This is a genomic window from Amycolatopsis sp. WAC 04169 (assembly GCF_003947535.1).
GTDB lineage: Bacteria > Actinomycetota > Actinomycetes > Mycobacteriales > Pseudonocardiaceae > Amycolatopsis > Amycolatopsis keratiniphila.
The window spans coordinates 371,136-390,754 of record NZ_QHJI01000001.1; the positions used below are offsets into that span (position 1 = coordinate 371,136).

At 69.3% G+C, this 19,619-nt stretch carries 12 protein-coding genes; 9 read left to right on the forward strand and 3 right to left on the reverse strand.

All coding sequences use genetic code 11. The annotated features are described in order from the left end of the window. Nucleotide 1 precedes the first annotated feature (1 nt). Together leuS and DMC61_RS01835 are read right to left on the reverse strand one after the other, a co-directional pair. Nucleotides 2-2,848: a leucine--tRNA ligase gene (leuS, locus tag DMC61_RS01830; RefSeq protein ID WP_125686302.1), complete on the reverse strand. Its 2,847-nt coding sequence runs from the start codon at nt 2,846-2,848 to the stop codon at nt 2-4. A 170-nt stretch (nt 2,849-3,018) separates the two neighbouring features. Further along, on the reverse strand, nt 3,019-4,170 hold the full coding sequence (locus DMC61_RS01835; RefSeq protein ID WP_125686304.1) for an esterase-like activity of phytase family protein: 1,152 nt from the start codon (nt 4,168-4,170) through the stop codon (nt 3,019-3,021). Nucleotides 4,171-4,235: 65 nt separating this feature from the next. Between DMC61_RS01835 and DMC61_RS01840 the strand changes: the two genes are divergently transcribed. Together DMC61_RS01840 and DMC61_RS01845 are read left to right on the forward strand one after the other, a co-directional pair. Continuing rightward, nucleotides 4,236-4,658 carry an SdpI family protein gene (locus tag DMC61_RS01840; RefSeq protein WP_016338326.1) on the forward strand — a complete coding sequence of 141 codons (423 nt, stop codon included), beginning with the start codon at nt 4,236-4,238 and terminating at the stop codon, nt 4,656-4,658. 69 nt (nt 4,659-4,727) lie between these two features. Beyond that, complete coding sequence (locus tag DMC61_RS01845; protein WP_125686306.1) at nt 4,728-5,159, forward strand: hypothetical protein; 432 nt, start codon at nt 4,728-4,730, stop codon at nt 5,157-5,159. A 16-nt stretch (nt 5,160-5,175) separates the two neighbouring features. Here the strand turns inward: DMC61_RS01845 and DMC61_RS01850 are convergent, their stop codons facing one another. Then, complete coding sequence (locus tag DMC61_RS01850) at nt 5,176-5,757, reverse strand: YqgE/AlgH family protein (protein ID WP_199749868.1); 582 nt, start codon at nt 5,755-5,757, stop codon at nt 5,176-5,178. A 209-nt stretch (nt 5,758-5,966) separates the two neighbouring features. Between DMC61_RS01850 and DMC61_RS01855 the strand changes: the two genes are divergently transcribed. The 7 genes from DMC61_RS01855 (at nt 5,967) to DMC61_RS01885 (ending at nt 19,610) form a co-directional block, all read left to right on the forward strand. Beyond that, a complete protein-coding gene (locus DMC61_RS01855; protein ID WP_125686308.1) occupies nt 5,967-7,229 on the forward strand; it encodes an MFS transporter in 1,263 nt (420 codons plus the stop codon). A gap of 83 nt (nt 7,230-7,312) precedes the next feature. Next, on the forward strand, nt 7,313-7,918 hold the full coding sequence (locus DMC61_RS01860; protein WP_063274157.1) for a YbaB/EbfC family nucleoid-associated protein: 606 nt from the start codon (nt 7,313-7,315) through the stop codon (nt 7,916-7,918). Continuing rightward, on the forward strand, nt 7,918-8,247 hold the full coding sequence (locus tag DMC61_RS01865; protein WP_016338330.1) for a WXG100 family type VII secretion target: 330 nt from the start codon (nt 7,918-7,920) through the stop codon (nt 8,245-8,247). Before DMC61_RS01860 ends, DMC61_RS01865 begins: the two co-directional genes overlap by 1 nt. Nucleotides 8,248-8,257: 10 nt before the next feature. After that, complete coding sequence (locus tag DMC61_RS01870) at nt 8,258-15,445, forward strand: toxin glutamine deamidase domain-containing protein (protein ID WP_125687088.1); 7,188 nt, start codon at nt 8,258-8,260, stop codon at nt 15,443-15,445. Beyond that, a complete protein-coding gene (locus DMC61_RS01875; protein ID WP_125686310.1) occupies nt 15,442-15,888 on the forward strand; it encodes a hypothetical protein in 447 nt (148 codons plus the stop codon). The genes DMC61_RS01870 and DMC61_RS01875 overlap by 4 nt, the downstream gene beginning before the upstream one ends. A 5-nt stretch (nt 15,889-15,893) precedes the next feature. Then, nucleotides 15,894-17,363: a TNT domain-containing protein gene (locus DMC61_RS01880; protein ID WP_125686312.1), complete on the forward strand. Its 1,470-nt coding sequence runs from the start codon at nt 15,894-15,896 to the stop codon at nt 17,361-17,363. Next, nucleotides 17,364-19,610 (forward strand): ADP-ribosylglycohydrolase family protein, encoded by a 2,247-nt coding sequence (locus DMC61_RS01885; RefSeq protein ID WP_125686314.1) that lies wholly within the window; start codon nt 17,364-17,366, stop codon nt 19,608-19,610. Nucleotides 19,611-19,619 lie beyond the last annotated feature (9 nt).

Sequence of the window (19,619 nt, forward strand, 5' to 3'; positions counted from 1 at the left end):
GTTACAGCACGATGTTGACCAATCGCCCTGGCACGACGATCACCTTGCGCGGGGTGCCGTCGCCGACCAGCGCGGCGACCTTCTCGTCGGCCAGCGCGGCCGCCTGCACCGCGTCCTTGCCCGCGTCCGCGGGCACGGTGACGCGGGAGCGCACCTTGCCGTTGACCTGGATCGGGTACTCCACCGAATCCTCGACCAGGTACTTCTCGTCGACGACCGGGAACGGCCCGTGCACCAGGGAATCCGCGTGGCCCAGGCGCTTCCACAGCTCCTCGGCCAGGTGCGGGGCCAGCGGCGCCAGCATCAGCACCAGCGGCTCCACCAGCTCGCGCGGAGTCGCCTCGGCACCGCCGTAGACCTTGGTGACGTGGTTGTTCAGCTCGATCAGCTTCGCGCCGGCCGTGTTGAACCGCAGCTCCGCGTAGTCCTCGCGGACCCCGGCGATCGCCTTGTGCAACTGCTTGCGGTCGGCGTCCGTGGCGTCCACTGTGGACACACGCAGCTCGCCGGTCTCTTCGTTGACGACCAAGCGCCACAGGCGCTGCAGGAAGCGCTGCGCGCCGACGACGTCCTTGGTCGCCCACGGCCGCGAGACGTCCAGCGGGCCCATCGACATCTCGTAGAAGCGGAAGGTGTCGGCACCGTAGTCGGCGGCCATCTGGTCAGGAGTCACGACATTCTTCAGGCTCTTGCCCATCTTGCCGTATTCCTGGTTGACCTCTTCGTCGCCGAAGAAGAACTTGCCGTCCCGCTCCACGACCTGGTCGGCCTGGACGTGCACACCTCGGGCATCAGTGTACGCGTACGCCTGCACGTAGCCCTGGTTGAACAGCTTCCGGTACGGCTCCTTGGACGACACGTGGCCCAGGTCGAACAGCACCTTGTGCCAGAACCGCGAGTACAGCAGGTGCAGCACCGCGTGCTCGACACCGCCGACGTACAGGTCCGTGCCGCCGGGGTCGTCGACGCCGTGCTCGGCGGGCCGGGGCCCGACCCAGTACGCCTCGTTCTCCGGCGCGACGAACACGTCCTGGTTGGTCGGGTCCAGGTACCGCAGCTGGTACCAGCAGGAACCCGCCCAGTTCGGCATGGTGTTGATGTCACGGCGGTAGGTCTTCTTGCCCTCGCCCAGGTCCAGTTCGACCTCGACCCAGTCGGTGGCGCGCGCCAGCGGCGAGGACGGCGTGCTGTCCTTGTCCTCCGGGTCGAACGTCACGGGCGAGTAGTCGGCGACCTCGGGCAGCTCGACCGGCAGCATGCTTTCCGGCAGCGCGTGGACGTGGCCGTCCTCGTCGTAGACCACCGGGAACGGCTCGCCCCAGTAGCGCTGACGCGAGAACAGCCAGTCGCGCAGCTTGTACTGGACGGTGCCGCGGCCGTGCTCGTTCTCCTCCAGCCAGCCGATCATCGTCTTCTTGGCCTCGTCGACGCCCATGCCATCCAGGAAGCCCGAGTTGATCGCGGGCCCGTCTCCGGTGAACGCCTTGCCGTCGAAGCCTTCCGTCGGCTGGACCGTGCGGATGATCTCCAGGCCGAACTTCTCGGCGAACTCCCAGTCGCGCGTGTCCTGGCCGGGGACGGCCATGATCGCGCCGGTGCCGTAGCCCATCAGCACGTAGTCGGCGACGAAGACCGGGATCTCCTTGCCGTCGGCCGGATTCACCGCGTAGGAGCCGGTGAAGACGCCGGTCTTCTCCTTGTTCTCCTGACGGTCCAATTCGGACTTCCGCGAAGCGGCGGCGCGGTACTCGGCGATCGCTTCGGCCGGGGTGGCGGCGCCACCGGTCCAGCTCGCGTCGACGCCTTCCGGCCACGTGGCGGCGGTCAGCTCGTCGACCAGCGGATGCTCGGGCGCGACCACCAGGTACGTGGCGCCGAACAGGGTGTCCGGACGGGTCGTGAAGACCTCGATCTTCTTGTCTCCGGACTCGAACGACACCCGCGCACCGTGCGAACGGCCGATCCAGTTGCGCTGCATGGACTTGACCTTCTCGGGCCAGTCCAGCAGGTCCAGGTCGTCGACCAGACGATCGGCGTACGCGGTGATGCGCATCATCCACTGACGCAGATTGCGCCGGAACACCGGGAAGTTGCCGCGTTCACTGCGGCCGTCGGCGGTGACCTCTTCGTTCGACAGCACCGTGCCCAGCCCGGGGCACCAGTTCACCGGCGCCTCGGAGAAGTAGACCAGCCGGTGCGTGTCGATGATCTCCAGCTGCTCGGCGCGGGTCAGCTCACACCAGTTGCGGCCGTCAGGCGTCCGGCGCTTGTCCTGCGCGTACTCGGTCTCCAGCTCGACGATCGGCCGGGCCTTGCCCGCCTTCTCGTCGTACCAGGAGTTGAAGATCTGCAGGAAGATCCACTGGGTCCACTTGTAGTACTCCGGATCGATCGTCGAAATCCGGCGACGCTCGTCGTGACCCAGGCCCAGGCGCCGGATCTGGCGCAGGTAGGTCTCCATGTTCTCTTCGGTCGTCTTGCGCGGGTGCTGCCCGGTCTGCACCGCGTACTGCTCGGCGGGCAGCCCGAAGGCGTCGAAGCCCATCGTGTGCAGCACGTTGCGGCCGATCATGCGGTGGTACCGCGCGAAGACGTCGGTCGCGATGAAGCCCAGCGGGTGCCCGACGTGCAGGCCGGAGCCCGACGGGTACGGGAACATGTCCTGGACGAACAGCTTGTCCGACGGGACCTCACCGTCCTCGTCCGCGAGCGGGCCCACCGGGTTCGGTGCGTGGTAAGTGCCGTGGTCGGACCAGTAGTCCTGCCAACGCTGCTCGATCTGGCCCGCCAGCTCCGCGGTGTAGCGGTGCTGAGGGGCCGCGTCGGCGCCTTCGCTCGCCTGGTTCATCGCCGAAATCCTCCGTGCTCATCCACGTCAAGCCACTCCAGAAACAACTCGACCCCTCAGCCCGGAGGGCATGAGGGGTCGCCGCGCTGGTCCCGGCCGTTCGACCGAGTTCAGCGCGGCAGGCTAAGGAGCAGCCGAGCCGTGTTCATGGGTCCAGTTTAACGCCCAGGTCAAAGGCGTTCCGAGGGGACCGCCAGAGCGATGAACTGGGTCACCTGGGTCGCGGAGAAGTTGTTGTCGCTGACCAGGACCAGGCTGCGCTCCCCGTTCGGGAGGCGCGGGCCCCAGGTCATGCCCTCGACGTTGTCCACCGTGGACAGCTTGAAGTCCGCGAGGTCGGCGAGAAGGCGCTTCTTGACCGGCTTGACCTTCTTCGCGTCGGCGAGGGAGGGCGTGTTCAGGATGTCGGTGGCGCCCTTGGTGTCGATTTCGTAGATGCGGATCTTGTTGCCGACACCGGTGACGAACGACCGCTCCATCACCAGGTAGCGCGTCGGATCGGCCTGGTCGACGGCCAGCAGCGCCGAGACGCCGGTGGTCGCGAACGCGCCGGGCGGGTTCGGCGACGCGAAGACCTTCTCCTGCGGGTACGCGTACTGCGCGAGGACCGGCCCGAACCGCGACTGGACGGTGATGCGCGAAAGGGCACCCGACGTGGTGTTCGCCTCCGGGCCGTCCTGGAGCAGCGGACCCTCGACCGAGCTGGCGACCAGCGATCCGAAGCCCGCGAAGGTGAGGCCTTCGAGGGCGAGGTTCTGCCGCGGCCCCGCCGTCTCGGCCATCTTCTCGTTGGCGGGAATCGGCAGGTCACGGACATAGGAGCCGTCGCGCTCCGCCTCGCGGATCGACGGGTCGATCCGCGCCGCGGCCGACCGCTCGCCCTCCTGCGACCAGACGTACCGGCCGGTCCAGGGGTCGACGCGCAGCTCTTCGGGGTCGATGGTCTGCATGTTCGGCGGCAGCGCGGGGTCGTTCTTCGCGAGCGGCGGATACGGCGTGCCGTCGGGACGCAGGAGCGGCTTGGTGCCGGTGAAGGTCACCGGGCCGAGGCCCTTGGCGTCGACGGAGAACTTCGCCGTGTAGAAGCGCGCCGGGTTGAGGGCGGAGCGGTCGTCGCAGATCAGCGCGTACTCGCCGGTGCGGGGGTCGTAGTCGATGCTGGACAGGCCGCCGACGACGGTGCCCTCGTAGGGCAGGGCGTTCGGGACGATCTGTTCCCCGATCAGGCGAAGCGGACGGTGACCCGCTTCGGCGGCCGGTGCGGCCATCAGGGTGAGGGGGACGGCCCCGATCAGGGCTGCGGAGAGAGCTCGGCGTGACATGGCCTGTAGCACAGTCGATCAGGGTATCCGGCAGGTTGCCGGGACGTCACGCTTATCCTCGTGGAGTGTTCGTCATAGCGCTGGTCCCGATCGTGCTGGGTGTCCTCGTCGGCTGGGGTGGGTTCCTCGGCCTGCGTGAGAAGCTGCCGCGTGACCGCGGCGCCGGCGTGCGCACCGCCGCCACGATGCGCAGCGAAGACGCCTTCCGGCTCGGCAACAAGGTCGCCGGGGTCCCGACGCTGGCAGGCGGCGTGATCGCCGTGCTCGCGGGGATCGCCGCGCTGGTCATGCCGACGACCTTCGGGCTGCTGCTGGCCTCGTTCGTGGGTGTGGTCGGGCTGGTCGCCCTGGTCGCGGCCGGGGGAGTGCTCGGCAACCGCGCCGCCGCGACGGTGCCGGAGCCCGAACCGGAGCGGCCCGCCGGCTGCAGTGGCTGCGCCTGTGGCACCTGCGGTGTCTTCAAGAAGGCCGACACCGCCACCGCCTAGGCGCAATTCGCCGATCAGAAGGTGTGACTGACCGCTCGGATTGTCGGAGCGGTCTGGTAGATCATGGCCATGTTCCGCGACTTCAACTTCAAGCTGCTGGTCATCGACAAGCTCATGTACCAGGACAAGCTCATCGAGCCCCGTTTCCAGATCGCCGACGTCCTCCACGCCAAGGGCGCCACCGGCGATCTGTGGGAGTACCTGTGCGAGCAGGACCTGCTGAACACCGTCCTCGATGAAGCCCGCCAGTACTTCACCGACTTGGAGCTCACTCCTGACCAACTGGCCACCGTGGACGAACTGGTCACTGACGGCGGCTTGGACATCTACCACCAGTGCTCGCCGTTCTGGGACGGCGAGGACGACCTCTTCGACCTCACCTCACTGGACGACCTCGCCCTGCTACCCAATCTCCGCGTGATCCACGACATCGCTGGGGCCATCATGGCCGTCCCCGGCGCAGAGGACACGCTCAAGGCTCGCGGAATCGCAGTGCGTTGAGCCCTTCTCATCCCGCCTAGTTGCGCTGGAGGTCTCCCGGATGGGTGGCCAGCAGCGCCAGCGGGATGCCCTGGCGCCGCAGCACCTGGCCCCACAGGTCGTGGTGCGGCGAGGCGAGGACGTCGCTGGGCAGCGCCGGGACGATCACCCAGTCGTCGCGTTCGATCTCGTTCGCCAGCTGCCCGGAATCCCAGCCCGCGTAGCCGGCGAACACCCGCACGCCGCGGACCTTCGGCACCAGGATCTCGGGATCGGTGTCGAGGTCGGCCAGCGCGACCGGGCCGCGGACGGCGATCACGCCGGGCACGCTCGAGGCCGTCTCGCCGGTCCGCAGCGCGGCCAGGCACAACGCCGTCTTCTTCTCGACCGGGCCGCCGACGAACACCGACTGCGGCTCGGCGACGTGCCCGCCCCAGTTCGGGAGCACGTCGTACACCGGCACGTCACTCGGCCGGTTGAGCACGACGCCGAGCGTTCCCTCGTCCCGGTGATCGATGACGAACACGACGGTTCGCCGGAAGTTGGGATCGAACATCGTGGGGGCGGCGACCAGGAGCGTTCCCGGTTCGACCTCGGCGTCCGCTGGCACGTCCGCCATGATCCCACTTCGAGCGGGGACAAATCGTCCGGCTCTGGGAACAACAGCATCACGAGCACCGTTGGACACAACGGTCGGTGCGCTTTCCGTGTCCCCCGGGCTCACTGAAGAACCGCCTTTGTGGAATACCGTCCGGCTGGAGCCACACTGCGCATAGCCGCCGAGAGGCGACCTCAAAGCGCATCGGCCACCTTCAATAGGCTGGTGCCGTGACGACCACCGCCACGGCGCCCACCAGGGCGTTCGTCCGCGACCGTGACTTCCTCCGACTGCTGTTCACGCGGTTCTCCGCGCACTGGGGCAACGGCATGTACCAGGCCGGGCTGGCCGGTGCCGTCCTCTTCAACCCCGAACGCGCCGCCGACGCGCTCGCCATGGCGGGCGGGTTCGCGGCGCTGCTGCTGCCGTATTCGATCGTCGGCCCGTTCGCGGGCGCGCTGCTCGACCGCTGGGATCGCCGGAAGGTCTTGATCTTCGCGAGCCTGCTGCGGTCGGCCACCATCCTCGCGACGGCCGTCGCCGTGGGCACGGGCGTGGCCGGGATCGGGCTGTTCTCCCTCGCCTTGGCTTCCGAAGGCATCTCGCGGTTCATCGGCTCGGGTCTGTCCGCGTCGCTTCCGCATGTCGTGGAAGAGAAGTCCGTGGTGGCCGCGAACGCCTTCGCGGCCACTTGGGGTTCGGTGCTCGCCGTCGTCGGCGGAGGCTGCGCGATCGGCCTCCGGGCGCTGACCGGCGCGGACGACGCCGGTTCCGCGTGGGTCACCGCCGTCGCCGCGCTGGGAGGGCTCGGCGCAGCCGTCCTCGCCGCCGGATTCGCGCGCGGACTGCTCGGGCCGTCGACGGTCGACGAGCCGTCGAACCCGGCCCTCGCCGTCGCCCGCGGCCTCGCCGACGGCGCGAAGGCGGCCTGGCGCACGCCCAGCGTCACGGCCGGGTTCGTCGCGCTGTTCGCCCATCGCGCGTCGTACGGCATCTCGCTGCTGGTGACCGTGCTGCTGATGCGCAACCACTTCGCCGCCGGGATGACGGGGCTGGGCCAGATGGCGGCGTTCGCCGGTGCCGGGATCCTCGTCGCCGGATTGCTGACCGCCCGGCTGATCAAGCGGTTCGGCAGGGTCCGCGTCGTGGTGGGGGCGCTGGTGCTGGCGGCGGTCGCGCAGTCCGCGCTCGGCCTGCCGATGGCGATCCCCACCGCGTTGCTCGCGGCGTTCCTGGTGACCGGTGCCGGGCAGGTGCTGAAACTGTCCGTCGATTCCTCGGTGCAGCTCGACGTCGCCGACGAAACGAGGGGACGGGTCTTCGCGCTCTACGACACGCTTTTCAACATCACGCAGGTCGTCGCGGTCTCGCTGGCCGCGACGGTGATCCCGGCCGACGGCCGCTCGCCGGGGTTGCTCGTCACGGCGACCGTCCTCTACCTGGCGGGAGCGGCCTGCCATCTGCTCGCCGTGCGAAAACACCAGATCCGGTGATATGACGCGGGCGTTGGCATTAGGGTGACGCTTACCGACACCGGGTGGCGTATGCCCGGGATCCAGCACCAGCGGGGGCTCAAGTGACGACGGCCGGCGACGACAGCGCACGCCTCGAGGCGCGCAATGCCGCCATGAAGGACCAGGTCGACACGCTGCTCGAACAGTTCGAGCGCCAGACGGCCCAGCTCCGGGACGCGCAGGAAGCCGCTTCGCAGACGTCGGCGACGGTGGTCTCGCAGGACGGCCTCGTCCGCGCCACCATCGACGCGACCGGCACCCTGGCCAAACTCGAGATCCAGCCGAACGCCTTCGAGCGCACCAACCCCGCGCAGCTGGCCAACACCGTGCTGACGCTGGTCCGCCAGGGATCACTGCAGGTCAAGCAGCAGGTCGCCGAGCTGATGGCCCCGATCACCGAAGGGCTGCCGGACCTCTCGGACCTCATCGAAGGCGCGCCTTCACTGCAAGGGCTGATGCCGGCGATCCCGGATTTCCTCGCGGCCGAAGAGGAAGAGGCACCGGCGAAGTCCGACGAAGACTTCGACGCCCCGCTGATGATCAAGGAGGACGCACCGCCGCCTCCGCCGCCTGCCCCGCCGACACCGAAACCGGTTCCGAAACGGGTGCGACAGCAGGACGACGATGAGGAAGAGCCGCCCTCGAGCTGGCTGACCAGGGGAGTCTGATGCCGAACGGTGGGGGTGGCGCCGGGTTCACCGCGGACCCGGACGCGGTGAAGTCGGCCGCGGCCAAACTGGGAATCGCCGCGGACCAGCTGGACGAGGCCGGCAAGGAACTGCTGGCCGCGATGAATTCGCTCGGCGCGTGCTGGGGCAACGACGACGCGGGCAAGGAGTTCGCGAAGGACTACGAGCCGGGCGCGCAGGGCTCGTCCGAGGGATTCGCGAACGTCGTCGAGGCGCTGCGGGGGATGCAGCACAACGTCGAACGGTCGATGACCGCGTTCACGAACGCCGAGGAAGAGATCAAGTCGACGCTGGACAAGAAGGTCTAGCGCCGTGGGTATGGAGATGCCCGACGCGGTCAAGTGGCTCTTGCCGATCGTCGTCGGGGAAAGCTGGCCCGAAGGCGACGAGGACAAGCTCCGCGAACTGCGCGACGCCTGGCACAACGCCTCGAAGGCGATCCAGCCGATCGCCGACACCGCGACCAAGGGCGCCACCGAGGTCCTCGGCGGCTGGAGCGGTCAGGGCGCGGAAAAGTTCGCCGAGGCCTGGAAGAAGTTCGTCGAGGGCGACGAGGCGTACTTCAAGTCGCTCGCCGATTCCTCGAAGGCGCTGGGCGACTCGTGCAACGCGACCGCGCTGGACGTCGAGTACACGAAGTACATGATCATCATCTCGCTGGTGATCCTCGCCGCGCAGATCGTCGCGATGATCGCGGCCGCGGCGGTGACGTTCGGTGGTTCGACGGCCGGGATCGCGCCGGCGCAGATCGCCACCCGCATGACCGTCCAGATGATCTTCCGCCAGCTGATGCAGAAGCTCGCGCAGGAAGGCTTCAAGAAGGTCGCGAAGGAACTCCTGGAGAAACTTCTCAAGGAGGGCCTGAAGAAGATCGGCAAGGAAGTCCTGCAGAACACGGCGATGAACCTCGCCATGGACGCGGGGATCCAGGGCCTGCAGATGGCCAAGGGCGACCGCGACAGCTGGGATTTCAGCAAGACCAAGGATTCCGCGATCAGCGGCGCCGTCGACGGTGTGGTGGGCGCGGGTAGCAGCAGTATCGGCAAGGGCGCCACCAAGGGACTTTCCGACAGCGTCGGCGGCCAGATCGTCGACAGCGCGGCGCGGGGTGCCGTGCGCGGCGCGGCCGAGGGTGTCGCCAGCACGGTCGGGCAGGCCGCCGTCACCGGTGACCTGGACAAGCTTTCGGCCAAGGACGTGCTGATGGGCGCGTCCGGCGGGGCGGTCGGCGGCGGTGTCGACGGGGCGAAGAGCCAGATCGGCGACATCAAGGCCGCGAACACGCCCGGCGACTCGGGTCCTTCCACGCCGGATGTGGATACCGGGGATGCGGGGACGGGTTCGCGTACTCCGGGTTCTTCGGACTCGCGCTCCTCCTCGGACTCGGGTTCTTCCTCGGACTCGCGCTCCTCCTCGGACTCTGGCTCTTCGTCGGATTCAGGTTCTTCTTCGGACTCTGGCTCTTCTTCGGACTCCGGCTCTTCGTCAGACTCCGGCTCTTCCTCGGACTCGCGCTCCTCCTCGGACTCGCGCTCCTCCTCGGATTCGGGCACTTCGTCGGAACCGCGTTCTTCTTCGGATTCCGGTTCCTCTTCGCGGTCGGACTCTTCGCCGGATCCGGCGCCACGGTCCACTACGGACGGTCAGGCGGCTTCGAGCCGCGGTTCGGACGGCTCCGCCGACCCGCAGCCGCGTTCCGAAAGCGGCCCGCAGCGGACGGCGGACAGCGACCGGGTCAGCCAGTCGTCGATGCAGGCTCCGGAACGCCCGGCCGACGCCCCGGCGAACACCGGGGACGGTCAGCGTGCGGCGCAGCCCCATCAGAACGCTCCGGCGGCCGCCGCCGACAACGGATCCGGTCAGCAGCAGCAAGCCGCGGCGGGTAATCAGCAGCAGGCACCCGCCGCCCAGTCCCAGGCGCCGGCTTCGGGTCCCGCGCCGAGTCCTTCGCAATCCAGCGCGATGCCGCCCGCCGCTTCCTCGGGCGCGCCGTCGAGTTCCGGCGGTTACGGCATGGCGTCCGGCTCGTCCGCTCCGTCGGGTGGCTACGGCATGGCGCCCGGCGGCAACCCGCCGGGCAATGGGCCCACGCCAGGTGGTTTCCCGCCCGGCGGACACGATCCGTCCCGGCCTCCCCGGCCGAACGACGGCGTCCAGGCCGCGGGTTTCGCGAGCAACGGCGGACCGCAGCAGCCGCGGTTCGACCAGCCGCCCGCGCCGATGCCTTTCCAGGGCCAGCAGCCGATGCAGCCGCCGCCTCCGGGTGGCTTCGCGCCGCCTCCGCCGCCTCCTCCCGGTGGTGGCCCCATGCCACCGCGAGGACCGCAGGGACAGCCAGGGCCGATGGGCCCCCGTCCGCCGCAGCAGCATCCCGGTCAGGGTGGATATCCGCAGGACCGCGGGCCGCGCCAGCGTCCTCAGCAACCGCCGCAGCCCCCTGGTCCGCCGCGGCCGCCTCAGGGTTACCAGGGCAGGCCCGGACCTGGTCCGGGCCCGAACGGCGGGGTTCCGCCGCGCCCGCAGACACCTCCGCCCGGTCCGCCTCCGGGCAACCGCGGTCCGGCGGGTCATCCGCCGCCCCCGCCGCGGCCCCAGCATCCGGGCAACGGTCCGTTCCCCGGCAACCGCGGCCCCGTGCCGCCGCCACCCGGTCACCAGTCCGGGCATCACCCCGGCCGTCCGGGGCATCCGGGACAGCAGCCCGGCAGGCCGATGCCGCCCGGTGCCGAGCCGCCGCGTTTCGGTGGTCCGCAGCGTCCGCCGCAGGTGCCGGCACCGCGTCCTGGCCACGACCCGAACGCGGGACCCCAGCAGCCGCAGCGTCCGCCGCAGCAGCAGCCGCCGGTGCGGCCGGTGGAGCACGCGCCACGGCAGGTGCCTCAGGACCACGGCGCGAACGCGCCCAAGGACACCGAGCTCCCGAAGGACACCCAGGCGCCGAAGGACGTCGAGGCCCCCAAGGACACGGAAGTCCCCAAGGACACCGAGACGCCGAAGGACGTCGAGGCACCGAAGGACACCGACGCGCCCCAGGACGTCACGCCGACCATCGACGAGCCGTACCTGACCGACCCGGACTTCCACACGGACGATCCCGCCGCTTACCGCGCGCTCGCCGAGACGCAGATCGACAAGCGCGGTTTCGATAAGGACACCGGGGAAGCGCGGAGCGAACAGGTCCGCCGCGAAGGGCTTGCCAAACGCGACGCCCACGAAGACCCGGCCGTCAGGCAGATGTCGGATCAGGGCGCGTACGCGGTGCACAGCTACACGCGCACCGACATGGCCGAGCGGATCACGCACGCCCAGCGCCACGGCGGCCCGGAGCTGGACGCGCTCCGGCCGCATATCGAGGCGATCACCTCGGGCCTCAACGAGATGCCCGCCTACGAGGGCCTCGTCTCGCGGCGGGTGAACTTCAACGGCAACGAAAGCGCGATCCGGGCCTTCCTCGAAGCGCACACCGAGGGCAAGGTCATCGTCGACCCGCAGATGCTGAGCACGTCGCGGGTCACGCCCGAGCATCCGCACAGCAACTTCCCCGGCGAAGTCGAGATGCGCATCCAGTCGAAGACCGGACGCCACATCGAAGATCTCGCGTCCAAAAAGGACGAACGCGAAGTGCTGATGAAGTCGGCGACGCAGCTGCGCGTCACCGACGTCAAGATGGGCCCTGGGCATCCCGACCACCCGGCGTACAAGAAGCGGCTGGACGACGGTTCGCCGAACGACCTGCCGAAGTGGATCGTCGAATGCGAAGAGGTCGTCAAGGGCGACGACGGCCACCTGACCGCGGAGCAGGTGGAGCAGAAGGTCGCGGAACGGCGTGAGTACAACAACGCCGTGCAGGAGCGGCTGGCGCAGGAGGCCGCCGACCAGGAAGCCCAGCTGCGCCGCGACCACCCGGAGCTCTTCCAGGGCCAGGGTCTCGCCGGGCTCGAAACCAAACTGGCCGACGGCAAGGGTGGCTGGGTCGACGCCACCGACGCCCCGGCCCGGGAGACCCCGAAGCCGCCGAGGGAGCACGCTCCCGACGGTGGCTGGTCCGAGCTGGCGAAGCCGCTCGAAGAGGGTGGGACGCCGGTCATCCACGCCGGTTCGACCGAGACGCCGCACCAGCAGGTCCGGCTGGTCATGGACGAGCTTCCCGCGATCGGCGAGGCCAACACCCGCAACTACTACGCGCCCGAATCGTGGAAGGACGGCTACCAGACGAACTCGGCCGAGGCACTGGTCGCGTTCGAGAACCGGATGAACGGTGGCGACGCCGTCGCCGGGCCGTCGACGGCCGGTTCGCCGCTGCAGCACGTCAGCGACCGGCTCGGCGGGCAGTGGTCGGATCGGAACGGTTTCGCCGACATCGCCCGTGAGGTGGGCGAACGTCCGGTCGGCGCGCGGACCGCGGTGGCGTTCGAGCATCACGCCCCCGCCGATCCGAACGCGCCGGAGGGCTCGCCGCGGTCGAAGGACCGGATCGAGACGCGCATCGTCGCCGCGGTGAACACGCCGCACGGCGTGGTCTTCGCCGACCCGATGACCGGTCGGCTCGCGACGCTGCCCGACGATCCGACCTCGATCAAGGCGATGCCGATGGGCGGCGGCGACGCTCCGCACGTCCACTCGCCGGAAGCACCGGAAACGAGGCACACCGAAGCCGAAACCCCGGTCCAGGAGCAGGCGCCCAAGACCGAACTCGACATCGCCGAGCGGCTCAAGGGCCCGGAAGAAACGCCGAAGCGACTCGACGAGAGCTATCTGGGCGACGAGAACTTCCGTGGCACGCCTGAGGATCACAAGAGCCTCCGTGACCGCTACGACAGCGCCGAACTCGCCGAGCAGGCCCGCGAAAAGGCGCTGAAGCGTCTTGAAGCCAGCCCGCTGAAGGACCGCGTCTCGCCCGAAGCCGCCGAAGCGATCTACTCGTACTCGCGCGAACACGCGTACGCGATCAACGAGGCGAACCGTCGCGGCGAGTCGCACCCTGATTTCGAAAACGCCCAGCGCAGCACCCGGGCGATCGTCGGCGCGCTCAACGAGCTGCCGGACTTCCACGGCGAGGCCATCCGCGGCATCGACACCAAGGGCGACATGCAGGCCGCCGCGATCATGGCGGCGCACTACGAGCCGGGGCAGACCGTCCCCGAGCCGACGATGACCAGCTCCACGATCAAGACGTCGCCGGACACGAAGTCGAAGTTCGGCCAGGACGTCGAGATCCACATCGTCTCGAAGACGGGCAAGGACGTCTCGTCGCTCGCCGAGAACCCCGGCGAGAACGAGGCCATCAACAAGCCGGCCACGCAGCTTTACGTGCACAGCAAGGAGTTCAAGACTCCGCCGCTGGTCGACCGGCCGAAGTGGGTCATCCACGCCGAAGAGGTCACTCCCGGCGACCCGCGCTACCTCGACCCCGAGACCGCCAAGCAGAAGATGGACGAGCGGCGGGCCCGGCACGCCGCGGAGGCGCCGGAACTCGCGCGTCTCGCCCAGGCGCAGTCGATGGCGCGCCGCGGCGGCTTCGACGAGCCGCAGACTCCGCACGTCACCACGGAGAACCCGGCGCAGCACAGCGTCGCGGACGCCGACAAGGGACCCGAGTACGGCGAACAGCCCGCTCAGGACCATTCCGCCACCGACGACACGGCCGAGCTGCCGGTCCCGGAGCGGGACTACTCGTCGATGGCGGTCGCGACCAACCCGCCGAGCGAACCGGCGATCCACGCCGGTTCGGCGAGCCCCGAACAGCAGGCCGCGTACATCGCCGACCGGCACCCGCGGCTCGGCGAGGTCAACCCGCACTTCAACGATCCCGACGCGCTCGCGAACGGCTACCGCTCCAACTGCACCCGCACGCCGGGTGCGTACATGGACCGGCTGAACGGCATCGACTCGACCGCCGACCCGCTGCTCGTGCACGAGATGGACAGCCGCGGCACGCTGGAGCACGTCGAAGAGCGGTTCGGCGGGCAGTTCTCCGACCGCGCCGACTACGACACCGTGATCCGCGAGATGCGCGGCATGCCGACCGATCACCACGCGGTCGTCGCGGTGAAGTACCTCGACGAGAACGGCGTCGAGCGCGGCCACGTCGCGATGGTGGCGAACACGCGTGACGGCGTCGCGTTCATCGACCCGCAGTCGGGTGCGCTGATGAACCTGCCGCATCCGCCGCTGAGCATGAAGCTGATGCACGTCGGTGTCCCGGAGGGCCCGGCCGCGCAGCACACCGACGGCCACACCACGCAGACGGAGACCTCGTCGACGCGGCCCGTCGACCCGCGGATCGCGTTCGCGCGGCCGGATCAGCCGGCGGTGGACCCGCGGATCGCGTTCGCCAGGGACGACGCGCCCGACGTGCAGCCGTCGCGGATCGGGCCGGACGGCCGTCCGATCGTGACGCCGCCGCGCGACGCGGGCTACGGCATGGCGTCCGACGAGCAACCCCGGGCCGACGCCGAACGGTTCCTGAACGATCCCGAGGTCGCGGCCGCGGTGGACGGACTCGACCCGGACAAGAAGCGGGCTGTCCACGAGGACGAAAACGGGGTCAAGCACGACGTCGGGCCGATGCGGGACTTCATCCGCGAACACCTGCCCGCGCATCTGGAACTCGTCCGGCTGATGGAGCACCCGGACAACGCGTACCTGCGGGCTTCGCTGCTGAACAACCCGATGACGATCGGCAGCCTGCTGCTGCACCCGGAAGCCATCCCGATCCTCGAAGACGCCCTGCGTGACGTCGAGGAACGCGGCTACCAGATGATCGACGAGGTCCGTGAGGACGGTCCGGGCGACACCCCGCTGACGCAGGAGCAGCGGGACCTCGCGAACGCGGCGGCGGATATCGCCGCCGACGTGGAGCCGGGCGATCAGTACCACGCCGGCTTCGATCGCGCGGACAAGGGCGATACCGCGAAGATCCAGGAATTCCTCGACGCCGAGCGGGCGGCGTGGCCGCGGAACCAGGGCGATCTCAACCGGATCGCCGAACGGATCGCGGAGGAGAACAACGGCGACGCGTCGGGCAGGCCCGGTCCGAAGGACGACGACCGCGCGAAGGCGAAGATCGCGGGCTACGACGGCGACGCGTCGAAACTCACCGACCTGGTGGGCGTGAAGATCCAGTTCGACACGCTGGCCGACGTCTACAACGCGCTGAACGCGGTGATGGCCGATCCGGACCTCCGGATCGTCAGCTTCGATGACCGGTTCGCGAATCCGCAGGACAGCGGGTACCGCGATCTGCAGATGAACGTCCGGCTGCCGAACGGGCACGTCGCCGAACTGCGGCTGCATCTGCGGCATATCGACACCGTCTCGGCCTACGAACACGCCTTGTACGAGGTCCGTCGCGACTTCCCGACGTACAACCGGACACTGGACGCGGACAACAAGAAGCGGTTGTCCCCGGAGCAGGCCCTGCTGGAAGCGGCGCTGATGGACCGGGTCCGGGAGAAGTTCATGGCCGGTCTCCGCAAGGGCCTGCCGCCGGAGGAGAACACGTGATCCAGACACCGTCCTTCTACACGTACTTCGGGAAGACGTACCGCGTCGAGTCGACTCCCGACGGTGGCCTGACGGGTTACCTCCTCAACCTGAGCTCCGGCGAGTTCGACGAAAAGCCGGAGCACGTGCGCGAGGTCCTGCGGGCGATGGCGAGTTCGGACATCAGCAAGGTGCCCGAGGAGAAGTTCGTCCAGGAGACCGAACGAGCCCGCGCGTACGAACTCAAGGGCGACGGTCCGATCTTCGCGCTGTACGAGACCATCGACGGCCTCTACCAGCAGGCCAAGAGCGAGAACCGGCGCGTGGAACCGCAGGAATCGGCGTTGATCAAGGCGCTGCGCAAGCGCACCTTCAAGATGTGGGAGGACGAGCTGGCCCGGCGCGCCGCCGGTGAGCCGCCGTCGTTCCGCGCGGAGCCGCGTTTCCCGAACCGGGCGCGATGATTCACGTGGAACAACTCACTCCGGAACAACAGCGCGGGCTGCTGGTCCAGATCGGCAGGCTCATCCTGGCGGGGATCACCGACCCCGCCCATGCCGCGGTCGCCGATTTCCGGCAGGCCGGGGAGCACACCGAACTCGAGGGCCACAACCTCGCGCCCGCGCCCGAGCTGAACGAGCTCTTCGGCAGGCTCCGGACCGGGATGTACGCCACCGGCCGGGGGACGTGGCTCCAGTCGCGGTTCACGCTGAAACCCGACGGCACCTTCGACTTCGACTTCACCCTCGACGACGAGCCGTCGTGGACCGAGACACCGCCGTCTTCGGCGTACCCGGACGAACTCGCCGCGTTCCCGCGCGAGGACGAGCACGTCCCGGACTGGTGGCGGCTGCGCGCGCAGCTGCCGTTGCGCGTCGAGTTCCGGCACGCCCGGATCGTCGACTCGTACACCGAGGGCGAGCCGCCGGTGGTGGACAGACCGGAGCTCGACGAGTCCGAGGCGCCGCTGGTCGCGCAGTACCTCGAACGTGAACCGGCGATCCTGTCCGGCAGCGGCCTCGGCAAGGACATCTTCGATCCGGAGGCCGACGGCGACGTCCCGGAGAGCTACCACACCGACGGCACCTGGATCTGGCACGCGTCCGTGCCGCACTACCTGCGGAAATACGGGATCCCGCCGGAGCCGGAGCTGGTCGAGCACATCCGCGGCCAGCGGTTCCAGCCACCGTACGTCGAGCATCTGGTGCGGCGGACCGCGGAAGCGGATCTGCTCGGCAAGCCGAGGCCGAGACCGGGCCGCTCGGACGTCAAGAAGACCGAGGGCGACATCGCCGCGGAGCGGGAGACGTCGCCCAATCCGGAACTGACCGACGAAGAACTCCTGGTCGTGCTGGTCAGCAGGCTCGGCGAACACGCCGTCTGGCCGGAGGCCTACCGCATCGGCGACCGCGCGGACGGCGCCTGGTGCCTCAACTTCACCGAGAAGGGCTGGGAGGTCGCGGCCTACTCGGATGGCGCCGCGGTTTCACCGAAGTATTTCGACAAGCTCGAAGACGCATCGCATCAGCTACTCGGCGCGGTTCTGCTGCATCCGGCGCGGATGACCGCCGGACACGAGACGCCACTGGAGACGGCGAAGGAACTCGCCGACTGGCCGGTGCAGGCGGCGCCGGGTGAGCCTCCCCTCACCTTGCTCCGCAACAAGCGCGTCAGCCGGATGGTCGCCGGTACGGTCGTACTGCGGTTCGGCGAGGAAACCGGCAATCTGGTTCACCACGGAGGGGTACGGTTCGCCACGACGTCCCTGCCGCTGGAACGGGAGCGTGTCGGTGGGACCTACCGGCTGCGACGCCCGCTCCACGTGATCATCGGTGTCACCGTCCCTTGGGCGAACATGCCCGGTGGGGCGGTGGCCTACGTGCTCCCGAGGACCATCGCCGAGCACGTGTCCGACGGCAGCCTGGAGAGGATCGAGTAGGTGGAATCGGCGGAAGCGGTAGCCAAGGTCGAAGAGTGGCTGCGCGCGGTCCACGGTCCGGACGTGTCCGAACCGGGCGGCGCCGGCCTGCGCGTGAACCACGAGAAGGTCCTGCGCATCCCTGAGGGCTGGTCTGTCCCCTACAACACGATCGCCTTCCTCGACGAGGGTCATGCCGAGAAGGAGATCTTCCCGCCGCCGTCGGTGATCGTGCGCGAGCCCGACGGCGAGCTGCGCCAGGCGCATCCGCAGCCCGGCGGGCTCAGCGTCCCGGTCGCGTTCCCCGGCCAGGAGGCCTGGCGCGAGGTCGTCGACCCCGAGTACGCGAAGTCCGGTCTCGGTGACCTCGGCGTCCCGCCTGCGGTGGTCGCGGGCTGGGTCAAGGTCAACGCGGAAGGCGTGCAGACCGGGGAGGAACGGGAGAACCCCGAGTACAAGGCCGGTCCGGTCCGCCGCGGCTACCCGAAGCCGGAGAACAAGCTCGAAACGCTGCTGTCGTTCGCCAGTGTCGGCTGGCTGACCAGGGAACAGCTGCTCATCGGCCTGCTGCGCTGCGAGGTCTACGTCCCGCTCGACCTGGCGTCGGGCAAGACGGAGCGGTTCTACTTCAACGAGGAACGCGCCGAGCTGCGCGTGTTCAGCTCCACCAGGAACCTCCCGTCCCGCGAACACGGGTACTGGAAGGTCGACATCGCCACGCTCGCCGGGTACGAGAGCCCGCCGAACCTCGTGATCAACGGCGGTCCCGCGACGTTCGAGGACGTCAGCGGCGCCGAGCTCGCCGAGACCGCGCAGCGGTTCCCCCGCCGGGGCCCGGGGGTCGACGTCAACGAACGCTGCCCGGAAGCGGAACCGGAGCTGGAGACCCTCGCGGCCGAAACCGCCGCGAAGATGGGTCTGTCCGAGCCGGTGAAGCCGCCACTGGCCGCGGCCGAGCGGGCACGCCGCCGTGGGTTCGAGCTGAGTGCCGAGGAATGCCAGAAGACCGTCCTCGGCCAGTCCTGGCTTGCCCGGCTCAAACAGCCGGAACCACCCCGCGCCCGGCCGAACGACCTTCGTGCGAACGGGCTGGCGCCGGGCTACGACAACGAAGGCCAGATCCAGCCGCGTCTGGACACCTTCGGCAAGTACTTCGACCGAGACCGCTCCAGCTCGCGCTACGGCTGGCAGCGCGTCACGGGCGCGTACGTGGGCTTCGCGCTCGGTGAGGCGCTCGGGGCGGCTGTCGACCGCATGCGGCTCGACGAAATCCACAACACCTACGGCCCCGAGGGCGTCTCCGACCTGACGGTCGCCTTCGACCTGCCCGGTCGCGTCGGGCCGCTCACCCAGCGGCTGCTGTTCTACACCGAGGCCGTGATCCGCAGCCCGCATCGCGAGCAGCCGGAGAACCGCGACGCCGAGAAGGCGCTCGGCACGGTCGCCCGCAACTCGCTGATGCGCTGGCTGCACACGCAGGGCGCGCCGCTGGACAACGCGGACGGCTGGCTCGTGAAGGTGCCGGAACTCCGTGTCCGCCGCACCCCCGACGACGCCGAGCTGAACGCCTACCACGCGCTGGCGACCGTCTCGCCGACGGCGATGCCGATGAGCGGGCCGGACGCGCTGGTCGCGGCGCTGCCGGCGGCGATGACCGCGGCCGGGCCGGGGAGCGCGATGAGCGGCGGCGTCCGGCAGGCGGTGCGCGACCTAGTCGCGGTCACGCATCCCGGCGAGGTCGACGTCGAAGCGGCGACCTACCTGACCTGGCTGTTCGAACCCGCGCTGACCTCGGAGGCGTTCAGCTACCCGATCTGGAACACCTCCCGCGAGATCTTCAGCGACCAGAACCCGCACCAGCGCGGCCCGGTCTGGGCGGATCTCAAGGCGATGGTCGCGGAATCGGTGCCGTTCTTCGGCAAGCACGGCCTGCCCGACCTGCGGGTCCCGGAGCTGATCGGCGACGGCAAGAGCACGCTTTCGGTGCTGGGCCGCGCGTTCGCGGCGCTGTCCGGCTTCGAGAACTACCCGGAGCAGGCGCTGCTGCGGGCGGTCAACCACTCGGGCCGCAGCGCGATCACCGGCGCCATCGCCGGCGCGCTGCTCGGCGCCCGCACCGGTATCCCCGGGTTGCCGCAGAAGTGGGTCGAGCAGCTGGAACTGCGTTACCTGCTGGAGAACATCGCCACGGACGCGTTCTGGCACTTCGACCGCCATTCGGCGCTGCACGAGGTCGACGGCTGGTCCCAGCGGTATCCCCGCTGGTGAAACTGGAAT

Bases quoted from the DNA above. Each gene is read 5' to 3' on its own strand.
- leuS (WP_125686302.1), bottom strand. From the start codon at position 2,848: ATGAACCAGGCGAGCGAAGGCGCCGACGCGGCCCCTCAGCACCGCTAC.
- DMC61_RS01835 (WP_125686304.1), bottom strand. From the start codon at position 4,170: ATGTCACGCCGAGCTCTCTCCGCAGCCCTGATCGGGGCCGTCCCCCTC.
- DMC61_RS01845 (WP_125686306.1), top strand. From the start codon at position 4,728: ATGTTCCGCGACTTCAACTTCAAGCTGCTGGTCATCGACAAGCTCATG.
- DMC61_RS01850 (WP_199749868.1), bottom strand. From the start codon at position 5,757: ATGGCGGACGTGCCAGCGGACGCCGAGGTCGAACCGGGAACGCTCCTG.
- DMC61_RS01865 (WP_016338330.1), top strand. From the start codon at position 7,918: ATGCCGAACGGTGGGGGTGGCGCCGGGTTCACCGCGGACCCGGACGCG.
- DMC61_RS01870 (WP_125687088.1), top strand. From the start codon at position 8,258: ATGGAGATGCCCGACGCGGTCAAGTGGCTCTTGCCGATCGTCGTCGGG.